This is a genomic window from Paenibacillus woosongensis (genome assembly GCF_009725165.1).
Taxonomy (GTDB): Bacteria; Bacillota; Bacilli; order Paenibacillales; family Paenibacillaceae; genus Fontibacillus; species Fontibacillus woosongensis.
Window position 1 is genome coordinate 567,968 of sequence record NZ_WNZW01000001.1, and the last position, 17,151, is coordinate 585,118.

Here is a 17,151-nt window from a genome sequence, read left to right on the forward strand (position 1 = left end):
GAGGATTGCCCTATCCGGCGATACGGGTGAGGAAACGGCGCTCAAACAACCCTGCAGGCACCGGCTTGCTGAACAAATAACCTTGCCCCTCATGGCAATTCTGAAGCTTGAGAAATTCAAGCTGTTCCTCGTTCTCGACCCCTTCAGCTGTGACTTTCAGCTGCAGATGATGGGCCATCATCGCAATCGTGGAGACGATAGCCGCTCCGCTTCCGTCCAACATAACCTCCTTGACGAAGGAACGATCAATTTTGAGACGGTCGATCGGCAGCGTCTTCAAATAGTAAAGAGAGCTGTAGCCCGTGCCGAAATCGTCGATGCTAATGTGAACACCTAGCCGCTTCAACCTCTGAAGCTGCTCAAAAGCCGTGTCGATGTCGAATGTCATGCTTTCCGTTACCTCCAGCTCCAAATATTTTGCTTCCAGGCCGACCTCCTGCAAAATGCAATCGACCTTATCGGCCAAATTGTGCTGGCGGAATTGCCGCATGGATAAGTTGACGGACACGCATATCGGGGTATAACCATCGTCCTGCCACTTCTTGTTATAGCTGCAGGCGGTACGCAGCACCCATTCCCCCAGTGGAACAATCAGTCCGCTGTCTTCAGCGACCGGAATGAACTCGCCCGGCGAAAGCACTCCCCGGCGCGGATGGTTCCAGCGCACCAGGGCCTCCACGCCAACTACCCGGCCGCTGTCGAGGCTGACCTGAGGCTGAAATTCCAGGAAAAATTCCTCCCGCTCCAAGCCTTTACGCATATCGTTCTCCAGCTCTATTCGGGATTGGGTCTGATTCTTGATCGCAGGCGTATAGCGGACGAATTCCAGTCCCTGTTCCTTGCCATTATGTACAGCCATATCGGCATTTTGAATGATTTGCTCTACGTTTTGGCCGTCAAGGGGATATATGGAGAGCCCCATGCTCAAGGAAATATGATACTCGGTATTTTCAATCGTTACCGCAGGGTGAATCGATTTAAGCAACTGCAATGCCCTGATCTCAATCGCACGCGGATCCGAATATTCCGGGATCGTGACCGCGAATTCGTCTTCTCCCATACGGTAGACGCCCTCCTCCGGTAAACAGCGCCGGCTCACCCGTGCTCCTAAATCAGTTAGCAGCTTGTCGCCCGCACGATATCCGAAAGCATCATTAATCGCCTTGAAGCGATTGATGTTCAGGACGGCCACTCCCGTGTAAAGCCCCGTCCTGCCTTCTGGGACCAGATGGCCGGCCAGCCGTTCCTTTAGCCTTCGAAGATTAGGCAGATTCGTCAAATCATCGTGATAGGCCATATGCATCATTTGAGCCTCCGCAAGCTGTTGGCCGCGAAACGGCTCCTCAATCGTTAGGCGGTAGACCCCTTTTAGCACATAATAATAGGAAATAGCCGTAAACCATTCCCCGGCAACATGCGCAATGCCAATATCGGAGGGATCCGCTGCCGTCAATAATATATGCCCGATCATCATAAATAAAAGCGCACAGACGACTGTTAATGCCGCTGGCGGACGCTCCTTCCGGTACCGGTACAATATTGCGAATATTCCGAGCGTATATAGAAAGGGCACGACAATCCAGACCGCCTGCTTCGTTGTGCCGGGAGCCTGATTCCCAAGAAGCTGGGGAAGCTGAAACTGGTATTTGTACAGCAGTACGATACCTACCAGCAGTAAGACTGAAGCTCCTGAAAAAGCAGCCGCTTTATGGCGCATGGATACTTGCTTGTCCGGCACACTGAAAATAAACAGCATCCCTACCGCCCCGAGCAAATGGGATAATAACATGAACCACGCGGAGAGCGTATATCCAGGCATAAAACCAAACAAAGAAACGCCGACGAAAGTGGCGATATGAAGCACATCCAATATACCGACGATGAAAAACAACACGGCAGAATAAAGACGCTGTCTGGACAGTTTGTCCGTAAATAGCATCCAGCCCTGTGCAAAGACTGCGAAGGCAACCGCTCCATACATCAGCCCTGCGAGCAAATACATCGCCAGACGGGCCGAAGCAGAGATAACAGGAGTATCAATGGCTGTTGAAAGATATACAACACCCAGCATCGCCAGCAAACCGAGCGAGCCCTGAATGATCGTAGACTTCTCTTCTTTCCTGATTTCCATAATATTCAACCCCCGGAAATGGTAAAATGCGGTGCCCAGTCATGTTGCGCTTAACGAAACTAGGTATTATCCCGATGGTTTGCAGCTATTAATATTTCAACATTTTTCGTTTATTTTCCTGCTTCTTTAGCAAAAAAAAGCGCCATGGTTTGTGTCACCATGACGCTAACATTACATTACTTTTTCTCAAAGCTCACTTCAGGCGTCGTCAGCTTATCGTAGAATTCCACCGCTTTATCCTTGTCAGCCGAAGCGCGCAAAGCCATGGCCGAACGCGGATGCTCATCCAGAGTTCCCGTGATCATGTAAGGGATAAGGTAACCCCACTCTTCCTTCTCGCGAAGCGGAATCATCAGTTCTTCCAACACCCCAAGTACAGGGCGAAGATTGTATTTTGTATTTTTCAAATGAGTAACGAGCAGCTCCGTAGGGCAGTTGCCCGCCGCGCGGCCCATGCCGTATACAGAAGCATCCAGCAGCTCTACGCCCAGGTCCGCAGCGACCAGCGTATTAGAGAATGCAAGCTGCATATTGTTATGCGTATGGACCCCAAGCCGCTTATTGGGCAAATGCGTCTTAAATTTGTTCACCAAGTGCTCCATGTCTTTATAATCCAGGCTGCCGTAGGAGTCTACAATGTAAACTACGTCTACGACGCTCTCCTTGATCATTTCAAACGCTTCGAGCAGCTCGTGCTCCATCACATTGGACAGCGCCATGATATTAATCGTTGTCTCATATCCGCGGTCATGGAATACTTGAACAAGCTGCAAAGCTTTATCTACGTCCTTAACATAACACGCCACGCGAATGAGGTCGAGAAGGCTCTCGCTGCGCGGCAAAATATCATTCTCGTCAACGCGGCCAATATCTACAAGCGCGGAAAGCTTAGTATGACCCTTTTGCGGGATTACTGTACGCAAAAATTCATCGTCTAGGAAGCGCCAAGGACCTGCATCATCGGCCCCCTTCAAGAGCTTTGGAGAGTTTTTATATCCGATTTCCATATAATCAACGCCAGCTTCATTAAGTCCGGCATACAGCTTCTGCACAAACTCCACACTGAAATCCCAGTTGTTGACTAATCCGCCGTCGCGAATGGTGCAATCTACAATCTTGCTCTGATTCACTTTCATGTTACCGATTCCCTTCGTCGTATGTTTTACTATCCATCTTACTTTAATAGAATTCAAAAAGTAAAGTAATTATTGTCATGAACTTTATCACAGGGATGATAAATTTCACATGACCTATTATTTTTGTATCTAATTGAGACTGGTTATCAATCTGACGGGCAATCCCAACGCGGGAACTTCCTTATTTGTAAGCTACCTCTTCTAATGAATATGTGAGCACCTGGCCTAGGGGTCAGCGGGACTGATTCACTTCCATGTTTGACATCATAACCGTCTTCCTAGTATTAATTATTAAAAAAGCAAAAAAGGCGCCTGCGCCTCCTGCTCCCAGAAAAACTCCCGTTCAGCAGGCTGCAATAATGCCTCAGCACCTTCCTCCAGCTCTAACTAATATTCGGTTATGCTCATACTTAACGGAGTTCTCTTAAGGTTAAACGACTTTATTCGACACAATTGGAAGCGCTATCACAAAAACAGTCCCAATCCCTTTCATACTATCGACAGAAATATTGCCTTTATGATTTCTGATGATCCGGTAGCTGACGGATAACCCAAGACCGGTTCCCTTCTCTTTCGTCGTAAAGAACGGATCGAACAATCGGCTTAATAACCCCTTGTCCATGCCATTCCCGTTATCCTGTATTGAAATATGGACGTACTTATCTACCAGCTTCGCATCTAGATGTATAGTTCCGGTATATTCTGCATCGCTTACTTCCTCAATCGCATCCATCGCATTCTTGATGATGTTGAGCAGAACCTGCTTGATCTGCTTAACGTCAATAGATACGTATAATTCTCCATCCATGACCTGCAAATGGATTTCGCACCCTTTCATCAGTGCCTCGCTCTCTGTCAGCAGAACGACTTCCTTCAGCAAAGAAGAAACGCTGATGACGCTTTTCTGGGGAGCAGACGGTTTGGAAGAGTTCAGAAATTCATGGATAATGTCATTAGCCCGATCGATTTCCGTCAAAATGATTCGCGCATACTCATCGCGGCCAAGCTGAATCAAATGCGGACGTAATAGCTGAATGAATCCACGGATTGCGGTCAAGGGATTGCGAATTTCATGGGCGATCGCCGCGGAGATTTTACCGAGCATAGCGAGCTTGTCGTTCTGGTAAGCCGTCTGCTCGATCTGCTTGTAATCCGATACATCCTTTACGCTGAGCAAATAATCTCCATCCATCTGATCCCCGTAAGTAATCGTGATCAGCCAATGACGACCGTATTCGTCAATGAGCTCATGATATTTTTTGCGATGAAAAATAGCTTCTCTATATATTCGTAATATTCTTCGCTTCTTGAAACGACTAAGGTGAGGGTGACGCAGCATTTGCAGCAAGTTGCAGCCGATAAGCGACTGGCGTGGGATCTCCATAAGCTTGGCCATTTGCACATTAATAAAAGTTAATACGCCTTCGCTATCAAACAGTATAATCCCACTATCGAGATTTTCTAGGACATTCTCATACTTGTTCTTGACAAGCTGCGTCGATTGAAATGCCTTGACAGACTGCAGCAAAGTTTCTTGGAACTCACTTAACAAGTTGATTCCCCCTTTTCCCACAATGGTATCCCTGCCAATCCGACAACATTCAACCCTACTCCACGCTGCAACCTTACCATTTCAAACATCGGGCTCCCTAAGACAAAGAACCGATTAGATTCTCCCATTTATAGTCAGACAAATATCAAATGTTATTACCCTAAATAGAGAATTTTAATCACTCTTATCATAGTAAACATTTTTATTTAACGTCAATCAGAGATACTGTCGAAAAAAGATGGATAAAAAAATGAAGCAGCCCGCTTGGGGGCCACTTCATACTATCGTCCTATTTATTGTATTGCAGCCGTGCTTTACGGCGGCTCATGACGGCGAGACGCTTCTTCAACTCACTTTCCCATTTCGCGTCCTGAATGCCTTTGGCGACCGCAAGCAGATCCAGCGCCATATCAATTTGACTCTGCACGATATCCAGAGGATCCTCATCCTCAACGTTGACGCAATTGCCAAAAATCGTCTCCTCGTCCTCCATAATAAAATCCCCGAAGTCGATTTCCGAAACGCCGTCACCATGCGCATATTCCGCCAGTATCTCATATTCATGCTCTACTTTATAATGAACTTCCACCCGATGGCATACCGGACAAAGCAGCAGGGGAACATTATGAACCTGTGTACGATAATGCTTCAACGTCCCCTTAGTCCCGACCATACTGGCTCCACAGCAAAAACTCATTCCCCATCACCCTTTCCCGATTTAGACTTCGGTATTTCCTTTAATTTATTCGTGACCGCTGCTTTAGATTCCTTCGAATCATTGTAATTATACACTCTTTTTGCGATTTTTGAGCTTAAAGAACTAAATTTCCCCACTATATATGAGGGAAAAAAAGCCCCCTGCCTCTGGTCAAACCGCCAGACAGGGGACATCATTATTCCGTTCATAAGCTCAAGTTATTATCGCCTCGTTCCAGTCCACTTCGGATGCCTAGGGCATCCTGTTATAAACTTAGAACCTTATTTGCGGATAGCCGCTACAATCAGGTCGCCCATTTCTTTCGTGCCGATGGCTTTGCTCTTGTCGACCGCAATATCCCCGGTACGGTGACCCGCGTCCAATACTTCAGCTACGGCTGCCTCGATGGCATCTGCAGCATCGGCGTAACCAAAGGTCAGGCGGAACATCAGAGCGACGGACAAAATCGTCGCGATCGGGTTCGCCAGGTTCTGTCCGGCAATGTCAGGCGCAGAACCGTGAACAGGCTCATACAGACCGAAGCTGCCTTCCCCAAGGGATGCGGACGAGAGCATACCGATCGAACCTGTCAGCATCGCTGCTTCATCGCTAAGAATATCGCCGAACATGTTCTCCGTAACAATAACGTCGAAGCTGGCTGGACGGCGCAGCAGCTGCATCGCGCAATTGTCTACAAGCACATGTTCCAGTTCGACATCCGGATATTCGGGAGCAACCCGGTTGACGACTTCGCGCCAGAGACGTGAAGTTTCCAGAACGTTGGCCTTATCGACAGAAGCCAGTTTCTTGCGGCGCTTCTGGGCAATCTCGAACGCCTGGCGCACGATGCGCTCCACTTCGTTTACATTGTATGCGCAAGTGTCCACAGCTTCCTGCCCGTTCTCGGTTTCGCGGCGGAATTTCTCACCGAAATAAATACCGCCTGTCAGTTCGCGAACAACCATCAAATCGGTTCCTTCAAGCACTTCCGGTTTCAATGTGGAAGCATCCTTCAGGCAATCGAACACAACTGCCGGACGTAGGTTCGAGAACAACCCCAACGCTTTACGGATGCCCAGCAGCCCTGTCTCCGGACGAAGCTCCTTCGGATTGTTGTCCCATTTTGGACCGCCAACTGCCCCAAGCAGAACAGCGTCGGCACGCTGACAAATTTCCAAGGTTTCCTGCGGCAGCGGAGTGCCTTTCTCATCGATTGCAATGCCTCCAAACAAAGCATGCTCCGTCTCAAAACGGTATCCGAACACTTCCTCCGTACGCTTGAGGACTTTTTCTGCTTCAGCTACAACCTCAGGGCCGATTCCATCTCCAGCGATAACCGCAATTTTCTTCACTTCTGTCATGACTTACAACTCCCTCTTCATCACTATACTCTTCGAACAATACTCTTCTTCTAGTTGTAACATAACGGGTAAGGATAAACAAAGATATAGAATCTATTAATGCTATAGGTTTTAACTATAACGCAAAAGGGATTATATCCGCCTATAGCGGATTATCCCTGAAAATATCATAGACGTCATGACAGTGGATTACTCGTTGCGATACGATTCTGCAATCGCATTGGCCGCCACAATGGCACTATACACGTCATCCGGGGTGACCGGAAATGGCATATTTCCCATCGTATCGCCTTCCGCACAGGCCGCCTCGGCCACTTGGCGCCATTCCTCCTCGACGAATTTGGTTACGCCGAGATCCTTTAAGGTTAGAGGAAGGCCGACCCCTTTCACGATGCCGATTACTGTCTCCAGCTCCTCCTTTGGAGCATTTTCCAGCACAAGCTGGGCAAGCAGCCCAAAGGTAACCTTCTCCCCATGCTGCGCCTTATGAAGCGACGGAACGGCGGTCATGCCGTTATGAATCGCATGGGCAGCGGCCAAACCGCCCGACTCGGCGCCGACGCCGCTCAGGTAAATCGTTGCCTCGATTGTATCCTCGACGGCCTTGGTCGCTACTCCCTGCTCTACAGCGCGCTGAGCCTTTACCGCATTTTCGATCAGTGTCTCGTAACATAACCGTGCTAATCCGAGTCCTGTCGTCGACGGCTTCATCAACGCCAAGTTGTCGCCAAATGACTGATAGCAGGCCCGGGCTTCGAAATACGTCGCCAAAGCATCGCCGATGCCAGCCGCAAAAAAACGCGGCGGAGCCGCGGCCAATATTCCGGTATCTGCCAACACGATGTCCGGGTTACTTGGCAGGAACAGATACTCGTCGAAGGAGCCATCCTTCTTGTATATGACCGCAAGTGCAGTGCATGGAGCATCGGTAGAGGCGATCGTAGGGAAAATAACGACCGGCAGCTTCTCATAATACGCCGTCGCCTTGGCGGTATCGAGCGTCTTGCCGCCGCCGATTCCAACGATGATGTTCGCTCCTGCTTTGCGGGCCAGCTCGCGGTGGCGGTTGATTTCTTCCTTCGTGCATTCATAGTTGAATTTTTCAAATACAGCTTTATTGCCGCCCTCCTCGATGGATTTCCCGGCCTCCTTCCGGGCGCGCTCTAGAATGAACTCATCGCAAACGATATAGGCGCTGTCGCCGAAGAACTGCATGTATTCATTAAAGCTCGCAAGAAGTCCTTTTCCGGTAATGTATTTCTTAGGGGAGGTAATCGATTTAACGTTGTTCTTCATGCTGGTTTGATCTCCTTTGGTAAAATTTTTGCTCCGTTCCCCTTTAAGATAAGCTAATCCGACTGGATTTAAACACATAAGCGCGATATGATCCGGCGGGCGCAAAAAAGCCGCGGAGTAATCTCCACGGCTTGATTTGTAAGTATGAATAATTACTTCTTGATCCAGTGCATCAGACCGCGAAGCTCTTCACCCACCACTTCGATCGGATGGCTGGCTTCATTGCGGCGGGTAGCCGTCAAGAAGGCACGGTTGGATTGGTTCTCCAGGATGAAGTCGCGCGCGAATTTACCTTGCTGGATGTCGGACAGCACTTCTTTCATCGCTTTCTTCGTTTCTTCGGTTACGATGCGAGGTCCTGTAACGTAGTCGCCGTATTCCGCAGTGTTGGAGATGGAATCGCGCATTGTCGCAAGACCGCCTTCATAGATCAGGTCAACAATCAATTTCAGCTCATGCAAGCACTCGAAGTAGGCCATCTCCGGAGCATAGCCAGCTTCTGTCAACGTTTCGAAACCCGCTTTGATCAGGGCGCTTACGCCGCCGCACAGAACAGCTTGTTCACCGAACAGATCCGTTTCTGTCTCTTCGCGGAAGGAAGTCTCGATAACCCCTGCACGAGTACAACCGATGCCTTTAGCATAAGCCAGGCCGATTTCTTTGGCTTTGCCAGTCGCATCTTGGTGGATAGCGATCAAGCCAGGAACGCCGAAGCCTTCAACATACGTACGGCGAACCATGTGGCCTGGCGACTTAGGAGCAACCAGAAGCACGTCGTTGTCTTTGGAAGGCACGATTTGTCCGAAATGAACGTTGAAGCCGTGAGCAAAGAGTAGCGCAGCGCCTTTTTTCAAGTTAGGAGCAATTTCGTTATGGTATACCGAAGCTTGAGTCTCGTCTGGCATCAGGATTTGCACAACGTCAGCACGGCTTGTCGCTTCAGCAACGGACAATACTTCGAAGCCGTCTTCTTTGGCTTTGTCGAAGGATTTGCCTTCGCGCAGACCGATTACTACGTTCAGTCCGCTATCACGCAGGTTTTGTGCGTGAGCATGACCTTGGCTTCCGTAGCCGATGATCGCGATCGTTTTTCCTTTCAATACGCTAAGCTCTGCATCTTTTTCATAGTACAAAGTAACTGCCATTTGTTATAGCCCTCCTAAAATTTACGGGGCCGCCATTGGCGGACTCCCTTATATTAGATTCTATCCCCTTGATGAGCGGGTGCTTCAAAGGACCATGCCGTCCCGTTCTTGCCGGGAGATCCCCTCAAGCACCCGCTCACCGTAGGAAATGATGGTAAAACTCGTCTTATGCGTTGCCGCGAATCATCGCGGTGACTCCTGTACGAGACAGCTCGCGAATACCGTAGGGATGGAGCAGCTCGATCATCGCATCAATCTTCTCCGTATCGCCGACGACCTGGACGATCATGCTGTTTGTCCCGATATCGACAACAGCGGCGCGAAAGGTTTCGACTACGCCCATGATTTCCGGACGCTCCGCCGGCTCCGATTTCACTTTGATCAGTGCCAACTCACGGGCAACCATTGGCTTAGAGCTAAGGTTAACCACTTTAATAACATCGATGAGTTTATACAATTGTTTCTCAATTTGTTCCAGCGTTTTGTCGTCGCCTTGGGTCACGATGACCATCCTGGACAATCCTTCTTCCTCGGACTGGCCCACAGTGATGCTCTCGATATTAAACCCGCGCCGGCCGAACAGGCCGGAAACGCGCTGCAGGACTCCTGGCTGATCATTCACTAATACGGCTATCGTATGGCTTGTCATTGTCGTCGTCATTATTCACAGTCCCCCATCAGCATTTGATCAATGGTGGAACCCTGGGTAACCATCGGATACACGTTTTCCTCTTTGCTGACCACGAATTCCACCAGCACAGGTCCCGGCGTCTCCATCGCTTCCTTCCAGGCTTGCTTGGCTTCTTCCTTGTTCGAAGCCCGCAATCCTTTAACGCCGTATGCCTCTGCCAATTTTACAAAATCCGGGCTGCCGGCCAGATCGATATGGCTGTAACGATTCTCGTAAATGAGCTCTTGCCACTGACGAACCATGCCAAGCACCTGGTTGTTGATCACGACAACCTTGACCGGAATGTTGTTGATGGCGCAGATCGCAAGCTCTTGCGCGCACATCTGCATGCCGCCGTCACCGTTAATCGAAATAACGAGCCGGTCTGGATGAGCCATTTGCGCACCGATCGCTGACGGGAATCCAAAGCCCATTGTGCCGAGTCCGCCGGAGGTAATCCATGAGCGCGGCTGGTTGAACTTGTAGTACTGTGCAGCCCACATCTGATGCTGGCCGACATCCGTCGTTACAATCGCTTCGCCCTTTGTCGTATCGTTCAGCAGCTCGATGACCCATTGCGGCTTAAGCTCCGTATCGGAATCCTTGTACTTGTATGGCTTGTCAGCCATCCACTGGCTGATCTGGCTTCTCCAGGCATCCGCTTTGTCGCTGCGGCTCACTAACGGGTTGAGGAGCTCGAGCACTGTCTTCACATCCCCGACGACCGGTATTTCCGTCTTAACGTTCTTGCCGATTTCCGCAGGATCGATATCGATGTGTACTACTTTAGCATGAGGAGCAAATCCGTCAAGCCGTCCGGTAACGCGATCATCGAACCGGGCCCCGATATTGATCAGCAAATCGGCATTCTGAATGGCTTGGTTAGCCGTGTACGTACCGTGCATTCCCGGCATCCCCATCCACAGCGGATTGCCGCTTGGAAATGCGCCAAGGCCCAGAAGCGTAGTTGTGATCGGAATTTCCGTCCGGGTTACGAACTCAAGCAGTTCCTCATGTCCCCCGGAGTAGACAACCCCGCCGCCGGCAAGAATGACCGGACGCTCTGCTTCCTTGATCGCTGCCGCTACCTTCTCCAGTTGATGATGGTTCGGTACGACCTTAGGGTTGTAGCCGCGAAGGTTAATGCTTTGTACCGGTTCAAACAAGGTCTTGTCTGCGGATACGTCCTTCGGAATGTCGATCAATACCGGACCTTTGCGTCCTGTATTGGCAATGTGGAACGCCTCGTGAATGACTCGCGGCAGCTCTTCTACACTGCGAACCAAGTAGCTATGCTTCGTAATCGGCATCGTGATGCCGGTAATATCTGCTTCCTGGAAGGCATCCGTTCCGATCAGGCTGGATACGACGTTTCCGGTAATGACAACGAGAGGAACCGAGTCCATAAAAGCCGTCGCGATCCCGGTGACTGTGTTCGTCGCCCCCGGTCCCGAAGTTGCGATACATACACCTACCTTGCCGCTTGCCCGTGCATAGCCGTCAGCCGCATGAATCGCTCCCTGCTCGTGTCTTGTCAGCAAGTGATGGAAATCTTTGAAGCCATACAACGCATCGTAGATATACAACACGGCCCCGCCCGGGTAACCGAAGACGCATTCGACACCTTCTAGCACCAAGCTCCGTAGCAATATTTCTGATCCCGTAATGACTTCAGGTTTCATCCATTTCTCACGTAATTGTTCTGTAGACCGCACTGCTGGTATTTGCGCGCTCATCAGTCATCCTCCTTCCAAAATTTAAGTATTTCTAAAGAAATACAACAAAAAAACCTTCCGCCCGCCAGAACAGTCTCCTGTTCCGAGGGACGAAAGGTTATCGCTTCCGTGGTACCACCCATTTTTACCCGGTACCTCACAGCACCGAGCCTTGACGAGTAGGGACAGCAATTTCCTTACTCGTGGCCTTTAACGCAGGCCTGACGATTTTCCCTAATAGGCTCGAAACGGATTTATCATCGTATCCGCAGCTTCGCTTTTCAGGAAAACAGCTCCGAGGTGAGCTCGCATCTAAGGGATATTGGTGGGTGGTCTCAGCAAATCCATCCACTCTCTGAGCAAAGAGCCCTTAAACCTTCGTCCTCTTCATCGCCGATAAGCTATGAACGTTAAAAAATGTTTAGACACATTATATGATTAGTTCGCGCATAGAGTCAATACCCTTTTGCCATATGTTTTCAGACACTGGCCCGAAACACCTCATTACACTGCTGAATTGCAGGGATAAAAGGTTTTTGCTTTCCGCCTTTTACCAAGGCCATCCTTTTCCATATTCCTCCTCAAAAGCAATTAACCTCCTTCAACTTTCAACTTCGTCTCATTTCGTGTCAGGAAACCATTTGCCCCGCTGCTTCATATGATATATTAAAATGCCCTTCAATCAGCTCAAGGAGGAGTGCTGGCGAATGATTCGTTATAGAAGACCCAAGCAGGATGATCCCGTCATTATCAATCTTGTCAAAAAGGAGCTTGTCCCTCATTCGAGCATGTCCCGGCCAGAGTTGGAAAAAGCAATTCGGGATATTCCCAGACGGCTCACTCAAGGGATTACGCTTGTTGCTTCCCCTTATTATGAGGCTGATCCCGTCGCTTTTATCCATTTCATGATCCATGGGGATCTGCTATACATCGATATGATGGCCGTAGCCTCCCAGCATCAGCGAAAACGCCACGGCAAAACCCTGATGGCGCATGCCGAAAACTTAGCCGGTTCCAGAGGCTGCACCACGGCAAAAGTTCTGGTGGACCAGGAGAATACCCGGGCCCACCTGTTTTACCAAAAGTCCGGCTATGAAACCATAAGATATATCCCTGTTTCGCGATGCTTTGAGCTGGAAAAAAGGCTGCTGCTGCGGCTTTAAGCTCTAGCTCCCTGTAAGGCTTTAGAAAAAGCCGTAAGGGTAACCGTAACCGTATCCTCCGAATCCTCCGTAGCCGTAAGGATATCCGCCGAAACCATAGCCACCAAAGGCGAAAGGTGACGTTCCGATGGCGAGCAGGTCAAATAAAGCGAGCGGAAGGATCGCCTTCGTCTTTACCTTTTTGCCTGGCTGACGCACGATCAAGCGGTTCCCGCTAATTTTGACCAATTTTCCCGTAATGATGGTTCCATCTTTTTTTACGGCGGTTATATTTTTGCCAACATATTTTGCGGCTTCTTTACGCGTAACCGGTTTATTCACTACATTCTCCTCCTTGAATAAAATTAGCTTGCTTCATGCCAGTGTATTCACCGGACGCTCTATTCGCTTCCACCATCGCCTTGCACGGAAAAAAACATTCTTCGCCCCCTGCCGACCCGCTTCTGGCCGCTGCAAGCACAAAAAAACAGGCACCCCAAAGGGGCGCCTGTTTGTGTGTTAGCGCAATAATTACGCGTTGATTTTCTCTTTAGCCACTGCAGCCAAAGAGTTAAATGCGTTCAGATCATTAACGGCGAGGTCAGCCAGCATTTTACGGTTGATGTTCACCTCAGCCAGTTTCAAGCCGTGCATCAATTTGCTGTAAGTCAGTCCGTTCAGACGAGCTGCAGCATTAATACGAACGATCCACAATCTGCGGAAATCGCGTTTTTTCGTGCGACGGTCACGGTATGCATACAGCAGGGATTTCATAACCTGCTCGTTAGCTGTTTTGAAAATGCGGTGTTTCGAGCCAAAGTAACCTTTAGCAAGCTTCAATACTTTTTTATGACGACGACGAACAACGAATCCGCCTTTTACTCTTGCCATATCAATAAACCTCCCAGAAATTTAAGTGAATTACTTCAGATTTGCAAGTTGCTGTTTCAAACGTCTAACGTCCCCAGCGTAAGCTACAGGGCTGTTCGCCAGAACGCGTTTACGACGGTTCGACTTGTGGGACAGCAGGTGGTTGCGGTTCGCTTTGTAACGTCTAACTTTACCCGATCCTGTAATTTTGAAGCGGCCTTTCAGGCTGCTGTGGGTTTTCATTTTAGGCATTGTACTTCCCCCTCAAAGTTTGTGGGCACAGCTTCGCGAAAGCTTCCGGCGAGCGGGCTTACGCAAGCGGCTCTTAGTTTTTCGGTGCCAAAATCATAATCATGCTGCGGCCTTCCAGCTTGGGAATCCGCTCGATCGAGGAAATGTCCGCAACCTCTTCTTTGACGCGGTCCAGAATTTTCTTCCCGATATCAGCATGCGTAATTTCGCGGCCACGGAAACGCACCGAGCATTTCACTTTGTCGCCATCCTTCAAAAATTTGATCACATTGCGGAGTTTGGTCTGGAAGTCATGCTCCTCGATGTTCGCGCGGAACCATACTTCCTTGATATCCACTGTCTTTTGATTCTTACGGGCTTCCTTCTCTTTCTTCTGCTGCTCGTAACGGAATTTGCCGTAATCCATAATCCGGCATACCGGCGGCTTAGCCGTCGGCGCCACGTTCACCAAATCCAGATTCAGATCGATGGCCATTTGCAGTGCCTCACGGATCGGCTTGATGCCGATTTGTTCACCTTCAGCGCCTACCAAACGGACTTCTTTCGCCCGTATCTCATCATTGATCAAATGTTCTTTACTGATAATTCTACACCTCCATTTAGAATTTTCGGTCTGCTGCAACCTCAATTGTAAAAATTAAAAAGGGATGCAGGCATCGCCTGCATCCCAAATTGATCATCAAGTCATCATGAATATAAACATTCATAAATCATCGGATCAAAACCAGCCGACATCATCGGTCAGGTGAGAAGACAGCGCCTCTACTTACAATCCATTTATTTGTTCCATGCTCAAATAATTTACCACACGATCAAACAATAGTCAAGCATTATCCTTGCTTGCTTTGAACTTCCTCCAACCGAACGACACGTGTATGCTCGGTATGGCTCCACTGCTTATTGTTCTGCGTAAAGAACGCATAGAAAGTAATCGGCCACCACGAAATCAGATACAGCGGGAATAAGACGAGATAAGCATATACCTTCTTCGACTTGACCTCCTCCAGTACCATTGCCGCCAGAAAAATAAACACGTTGGCCGCAATCGCGATGAACGACACCCATAACGGCAGGTATCCGTACAACGTAGCGAAATTCGGACCGTTAAAGAACGATTGGTCGACCCATATCAAAGCGGTTAGCAGGAACGTGAGCAGCACGATATATACGTTCACACCGTAAAGAGCCATGTCCAGCTTCACCATACTCCGTTCCTTGATACTCTGCCAGAGAAGCGGGAAGAAGTAGCGGCGGGCCACCGTAAAGTGCCCCTGCATCCAGCGCAGGCGCTGGCGCGCAGACGCCTTAAAGGTCAGCGGCTTCTCGTCAAACAGCTTCGCGTCGTAATTGAACACGGGATGTACTCCCTTTTCGACGCAGCGCATTGTGAACTCGAGGTCCTCGACAAGGCTCGTTGCTCCCCACCCGATTTCCTTAAGGAGTTCGGTCTCAAAGCACATGCCCGTTCCGCCGAGGAAGTTGGCCAGGCCCAAATTGTGCCGCGACAGCTGCCACAACCGGTTGCAGTACCAGTAAGAAATGCCGTAAGCGGCGGTAATCCAGGAATCCTCCGGATTCTTCGTATCGATATACCCTTGAATGACGCGGGCGCCGGAGCACAGATCATTATTCATTTCGCTAAGGAAATCAGGATGCGCCAGGTTATCGGCGTCGAACATGACGACCGCATCGTATTGGCGCGGCATTTTCCAAAGCTGCTTCAGCATCCACTCGATCGCATAGCCCTTGCCCCGCAGATTCTCGTTGGTGCGGACGCAAGCAGTCATGCCGTGGCTGCGCACGATATCTACCGTTCTGTCGGTACAGTTATCGCAAATGACAAACACATCATAAAGCTCTTTCGGATAGTTCAACTGCTTCAAATTTTCCATCAAGGCCCCGACTACAGTCTCCTCGTTATGCGCTGCGACAAGCACCGCAAAAGACTTCGTCGGCGGGAAATGTACCTTTTTCTTTTTCTTGTACATCCCGAACAATGCCAAGCCAAATTGATACACCCCTACAATGGCCAGTACGATTTGCAACGATATCAAAATGGTGTCCATCATGATTTCGCATACCCCCTTACCCCTTTTGAATTTGCTTTTTTTTCTCTAATCGGGTTTTTTTAATTTTCTCTAAACCATGACCCTGCGCCACCGTTTCTGGTAAAAATTTTAATTCTTCTGCAGCGCATTACGATTTTCCATGACTTTTCATCATTTGTCAAAGCTAATCTCGCGGCATCCTTCACGAAATACCTGCAAAGTCGCCGTATAATCGCATAGGACTCTCCCGCTACCTGCACATGAGTGCGGTTATTTCTTATTTTCATCAATTTTGGCGTTTTTTATTTCATCTGCACCTCATGAAAATGAGCGTAAGCAGCTTGAATATATAGCCCTTTGTAAACATAGACGAAAAATCAAGCATAAAAGTTTACTAAATTGCTCATTTTACTTTAAACTTTTTTGCTATGATTTGAATCATTGTATAAGCTGGATAGCGGCAAAGTCAAAATCGGGTAAATCAGATTAGACAAAAAAAAAGGCCTCCATCCTTGAAATGATCACGGATTAAAAATATGATTAGTCTAACCTGAAAATGCCTTGCTGCGCGCGGAGGGATCAAATGACTCGATTTATTCAAACGTTAAAACAACTGGATCAAAAGCTTTTTATGGGAATTAATGGCCGCCTGCACGGCAGCTTTCTAAATTTCTGGCTGTATTACCTGACTCATCTGGGGGGAGCCACGTTTACGATCAGCTCCTCGCTGCTCGTGTGGATCTTCGCGCCCAAGCCTTGGAGCACTGTAGGACTTCAGTCCTGTGTAGCGCTGGCTGCCAGCCATATTCCAGTAGCGCTTGCCAAGAAGACCTACCCGCGGGTTCGCCCTTATTTGACCCTCCCGGGTACGAAAACATTCCGCAATCCGTTAACGGACCACTCGTTTCCATCCGGGCATACAACGGCCATCTTCTCCGTTACAATGCCCTTCATGCTGACCGAGCCAAGCCTCGCATTTATATTGGGACCGATCGCGCTGCTGGTTGGAATATCAAGAATATATCTGGGCTTGCATTATCCTTCGGACGTGCTGGCAGGCGCCGCCGTAGGCACGCTAACGGCCTTTGGCACGGTTGCATTATGGCCATAAAGGGGATATTGTTAAGTGGAGGGAA

General features: G+C 49.2%; 16 protein-coding genes. 2 read left to right on the plus strand and 14 right to left on the minus strand.

Features of this window, described 5'->3' with window-relative positions:
- Window positions 1–10: 10 nt before the first annotated feature.
- The 9 genes from GNP95_RS02780 to ilvB all read right to left on the minus strand — a co-directional run bounded on the left by GNP95_RS02780 (window position 11) and on the right by ilvB (window position 11,724).
- Window positions 11–2,131 carry a putative bifunctional diguanylate cyclase/phosphodiesterase gene (locus GNP95_RS02780; protein WP_155609365.1) on the minus strand — a complete coding sequence of 707 codons (2,121 nt, stop codon included), beginning with the start codon at window positions 2,129–2,131 and terminating at the stop codon, window positions 11–13.
- Window positions 2,132–2,307: 176 nt separating this feature from the next.
- On the minus strand, window positions 2,308–3,267 hold the full coding sequence (locus tag GNP95_RS02785) for an aldolase catalytic domain-containing protein (RefSeq protein WP_155609366.1): 960 nt from the start codon (window positions 3,265–3,267) through the stop codon (window positions 2,308–2,310).
- 430 nt (window positions 3,268–3,697) lie between these two features.
- Window positions 3,698–4,819 carry an ATP-binding protein gene (locus GNP95_RS02790; protein WP_155609367.1) on the minus strand — a complete coding sequence of 374 codons (1,122 nt, stop codon included), beginning with the start codon at window positions 4,817–4,819 and terminating at the stop codon, window positions 3,698–3,700.
- 289 nt (window positions 4,820–5,108) lie between these two features.
- The gene (locus GNP95_RS02795) at window positions 5,109–5,516 is read right to left on the minus strand and encodes a hypothetical protein (RefSeq protein WP_155609368.1); all 408 of its coding nucleotides are present in this window, start codon (window positions 5,514–5,516) and stop codon (window positions 5,109–5,111) included.
- Between the two features lie 281 nt (window positions 5,517–5,797).
- Window positions 5,798–6,877 (minus strand): 3-isopropylmalate dehydrogenase, encoded by a 1,080-nt coding sequence (leuB, locus tag GNP95_RS02800; RefSeq protein ID WP_155609369.1) that lies wholly within the window; start codon window positions 6,875–6,877, stop codon window positions 5,798–5,800.
- A 189-nt stretch (window positions 6,878–7,066) separates the two neighbouring features.
- Window positions 7,067–8,173 carry a glycerol dehydrogenase gene (locus GNP95_RS02805; protein WP_155609370.1) on the minus strand — a complete coding sequence of 369 codons (1,107 nt, stop codon included), beginning with the start codon at window positions 8,171–8,173 and terminating at the stop codon, window positions 7,067–7,069.
- A 152-nt stretch (window positions 8,174–8,325) separates the two neighbouring features.
- Window positions 8,326–9,318, minus strand: coding sequence for a ketol-acid reductoisomerase (gene ilvC, locus GNP95_RS02810; protein WP_155609371.1), 993 nt, complete (start codon window positions 9,316–9,318; stop codon window positions 8,326–8,328).
- A gap of 166 nt (window positions 9,319–9,484) precedes the next feature.
- On the minus strand, window positions 9,485–9,979 hold the full coding sequence (gene ilvN / locus GNP95_RS02815) for an acetolactate synthase small subunit (RefSeq protein WP_196427049.1): 495 nt from the start codon (window positions 9,977–9,979) through the stop codon (window positions 9,485–9,487).
- Entirely contained in the window at window positions 9,979–11,724 is a 1,746-nt protein-coding gene (gene ilvB / locus GNP95_RS02820) for a biosynthetic-type acetolactate synthase large subunit (protein ID WP_155609372.1), read from the minus strand. Before ilvB ends, ilvN begins: the two co-directional genes overlap by 1 nt.
- A 686-nt stretch (window positions 11,725–12,410) precedes the next feature.
- Here ilvB and GNP95_RS02825 point away from each other — a divergent pair.
- Entirely contained in the window at window positions 12,411–12,866 is a 456-nt protein-coding gene (locus GNP95_RS02825; RefSeq protein ID WP_155609373.1) for a GNAT family N-acetyltransferase, read from the plus strand.
- A 21-nt stretch (window positions 12,867–12,887) separates the two neighbouring features.
- Here GNP95_RS02825 and GNP95_RS02830 read toward each other — a convergent pair whose 3' ends face one another.
- The 5 genes from GNP95_RS02830 to GNP95_RS02850 all read right to left on the minus strand — a co-directional run bounded on the left by GNP95_RS02830 (window position 12,888) and on the right by GNP95_RS02850 (window position 16,036).
- The gene (locus GNP95_RS02830; protein WP_330163240.1) at window positions 12,888–13,187 is read right to left on the minus strand and encodes a hypothetical protein; all 300 of its coding nucleotides are present in this window, start codon (window positions 13,185–13,187) and stop codon (window positions 12,888–12,890) included.
- A gap of 189 nt (window positions 13,188–13,376) precedes the next feature.
- Window positions 13,377–13,736, minus strand: a complete 360-nt coding sequence (gene rplT, locus GNP95_RS02835) for a 50S ribosomal protein L20 (RefSeq protein ID WP_055109039.1) — start codon at window positions 13,734–13,736, stop codon at window positions 13,377–13,379.
- A 30-nt stretch (window positions 13,737–13,766) separates the two neighbouring features.
- The gene (gene rpmI / locus GNP95_RS02840; protein WP_019639356.1) at window positions 13,767–13,967 is read right to left on the minus strand and encodes a 50S ribosomal protein L35; all 201 of its coding nucleotides are present in this window, start codon (window positions 13,965–13,967) and stop codon (window positions 13,767–13,769) included.
- Window positions 13,968–14,040: 73 nt separating this feature from the next.
- Window positions 14,041–14,535 (minus strand): translation initiation factor IF-3, encoded by a 495-nt coding sequence (gene infC / locus GNP95_RS02845; protein WP_155609374.1) that lies wholly within the window; start codon window positions 14,533–14,535, stop codon window positions 14,041–14,043.
- Between the two features lie 262 nt (window positions 14,536–14,797).
- Window positions 14,798–16,036, minus strand: a complete 1,239-nt coding sequence (locus GNP95_RS02850) for a glycosyltransferase family 2 protein (RefSeq protein ID WP_155609375.1) — start codon at window positions 16,034–16,036, stop codon at window positions 14,798–14,800.
- 562 nt (window positions 16,037–16,598) lie between these two features.
- Between GNP95_RS02850 and GNP95_RS02855 the strand changes: the two genes are divergently transcribed.
- Window positions 16,599–17,126 carry a phosphatase PAP2 family protein gene (locus tag GNP95_RS02855; protein WP_155609376.1) on the plus strand — a complete coding sequence of 176 codons (528 nt, stop codon included), beginning with the start codon at window positions 16,599–16,601 and terminating at the stop codon, window positions 17,124–17,126.
- Window positions 17,127–17,151 lie beyond the last annotated feature (25 nt).

Excerpts from the sequence above, each read along its gene's own strand:
- rpmI (WP_019639356.1), bottom strand. The coding sequence starts at position 13,967 with ATGCCTAAAATGAAAACCCACAGCAGCCTGAAAGGCCGCTTCAAAATT.
- GNP95_RS02825 (WP_155609373.1), top strand. The coding sequence starts at position 12,411 with ATGATTCGTTATAGAAGACCCAAGCAGGATGATCCCGTCATTATCAAT.
- ilvB (WP_155609372.1), bottom strand. The coding sequence starts at position 11,724 with ATGAGCGCGCAAATACCAGCAGTGCGGTCTACAGAACAATTACGTGAG.
- GNP95_RS02850 (WP_155609375.1), bottom strand. The coding sequence starts at position 16,036 with ATGATGGACACCATTTTGATATCGTTGCAAATCGTACTGGCCATTGTA.
- ilvC (WP_155609371.1), bottom strand. The coding sequence starts at position 9,318 with ATGGCAGTTACTTTGTACTATGAAAAAGATGCAGAGCTTAGCGTATTG.
- ilvN (WP_196427049.1), bottom strand. The coding sequence starts at position 9,979 with ATGACGACGACAATGACAAGCCATACGATAGCCGTATTAGTGAATGAT.
- GNP95_RS02855 (WP_155609376.1), top strand. The coding sequence starts at position 16,599 with ATGACTCGATTTATTCAAACGTTAAAACAACTGGATCAAAAGCTTTTT.
- leuB (WP_155609369.1), bottom strand. The coding sequence starts at position 6,877 with ATGACAGAAGTGAAGAAAATTGCGGTTATCGCTGGAGATGGAATCGGC.
- GNP95_RS02785 (WP_155609366.1), bottom strand. The coding sequence starts at position 3,267 with ATGAAAGTGAATCAGAGCAAGATTGTAGATTGCACCATTCGCGACGGC.
- GNP95_RS02805 (WP_155609370.1), bottom strand. The coding sequence starts at position 8,173 with ATGAAGAACAACGTTAAATCGATTACCTCCCCTAAGAAATACATTACC.
- GNP95_RS02795 (WP_155609368.1), bottom strand. The coding sequence starts at position 5,516 with ATGAGTTTTTGCTGTGGAGCCAGTATGGTCGGGACTAAGGGGACGTTG.
- rplT (WP_055109039.1), bottom strand. The coding sequence starts at position 13,736 with ATGGCAAGAGTAAAAGGCGGATTCGTTGTTCGTCGTCGTCATAAAAAA.
- GNP95_RS02780 (WP_155609365.1), bottom strand. The coding sequence starts at position 2,131 with ATGGAAATCAGGAAAGAAGAGAAGTCTACGATCATTCAGGGCTCGCTC.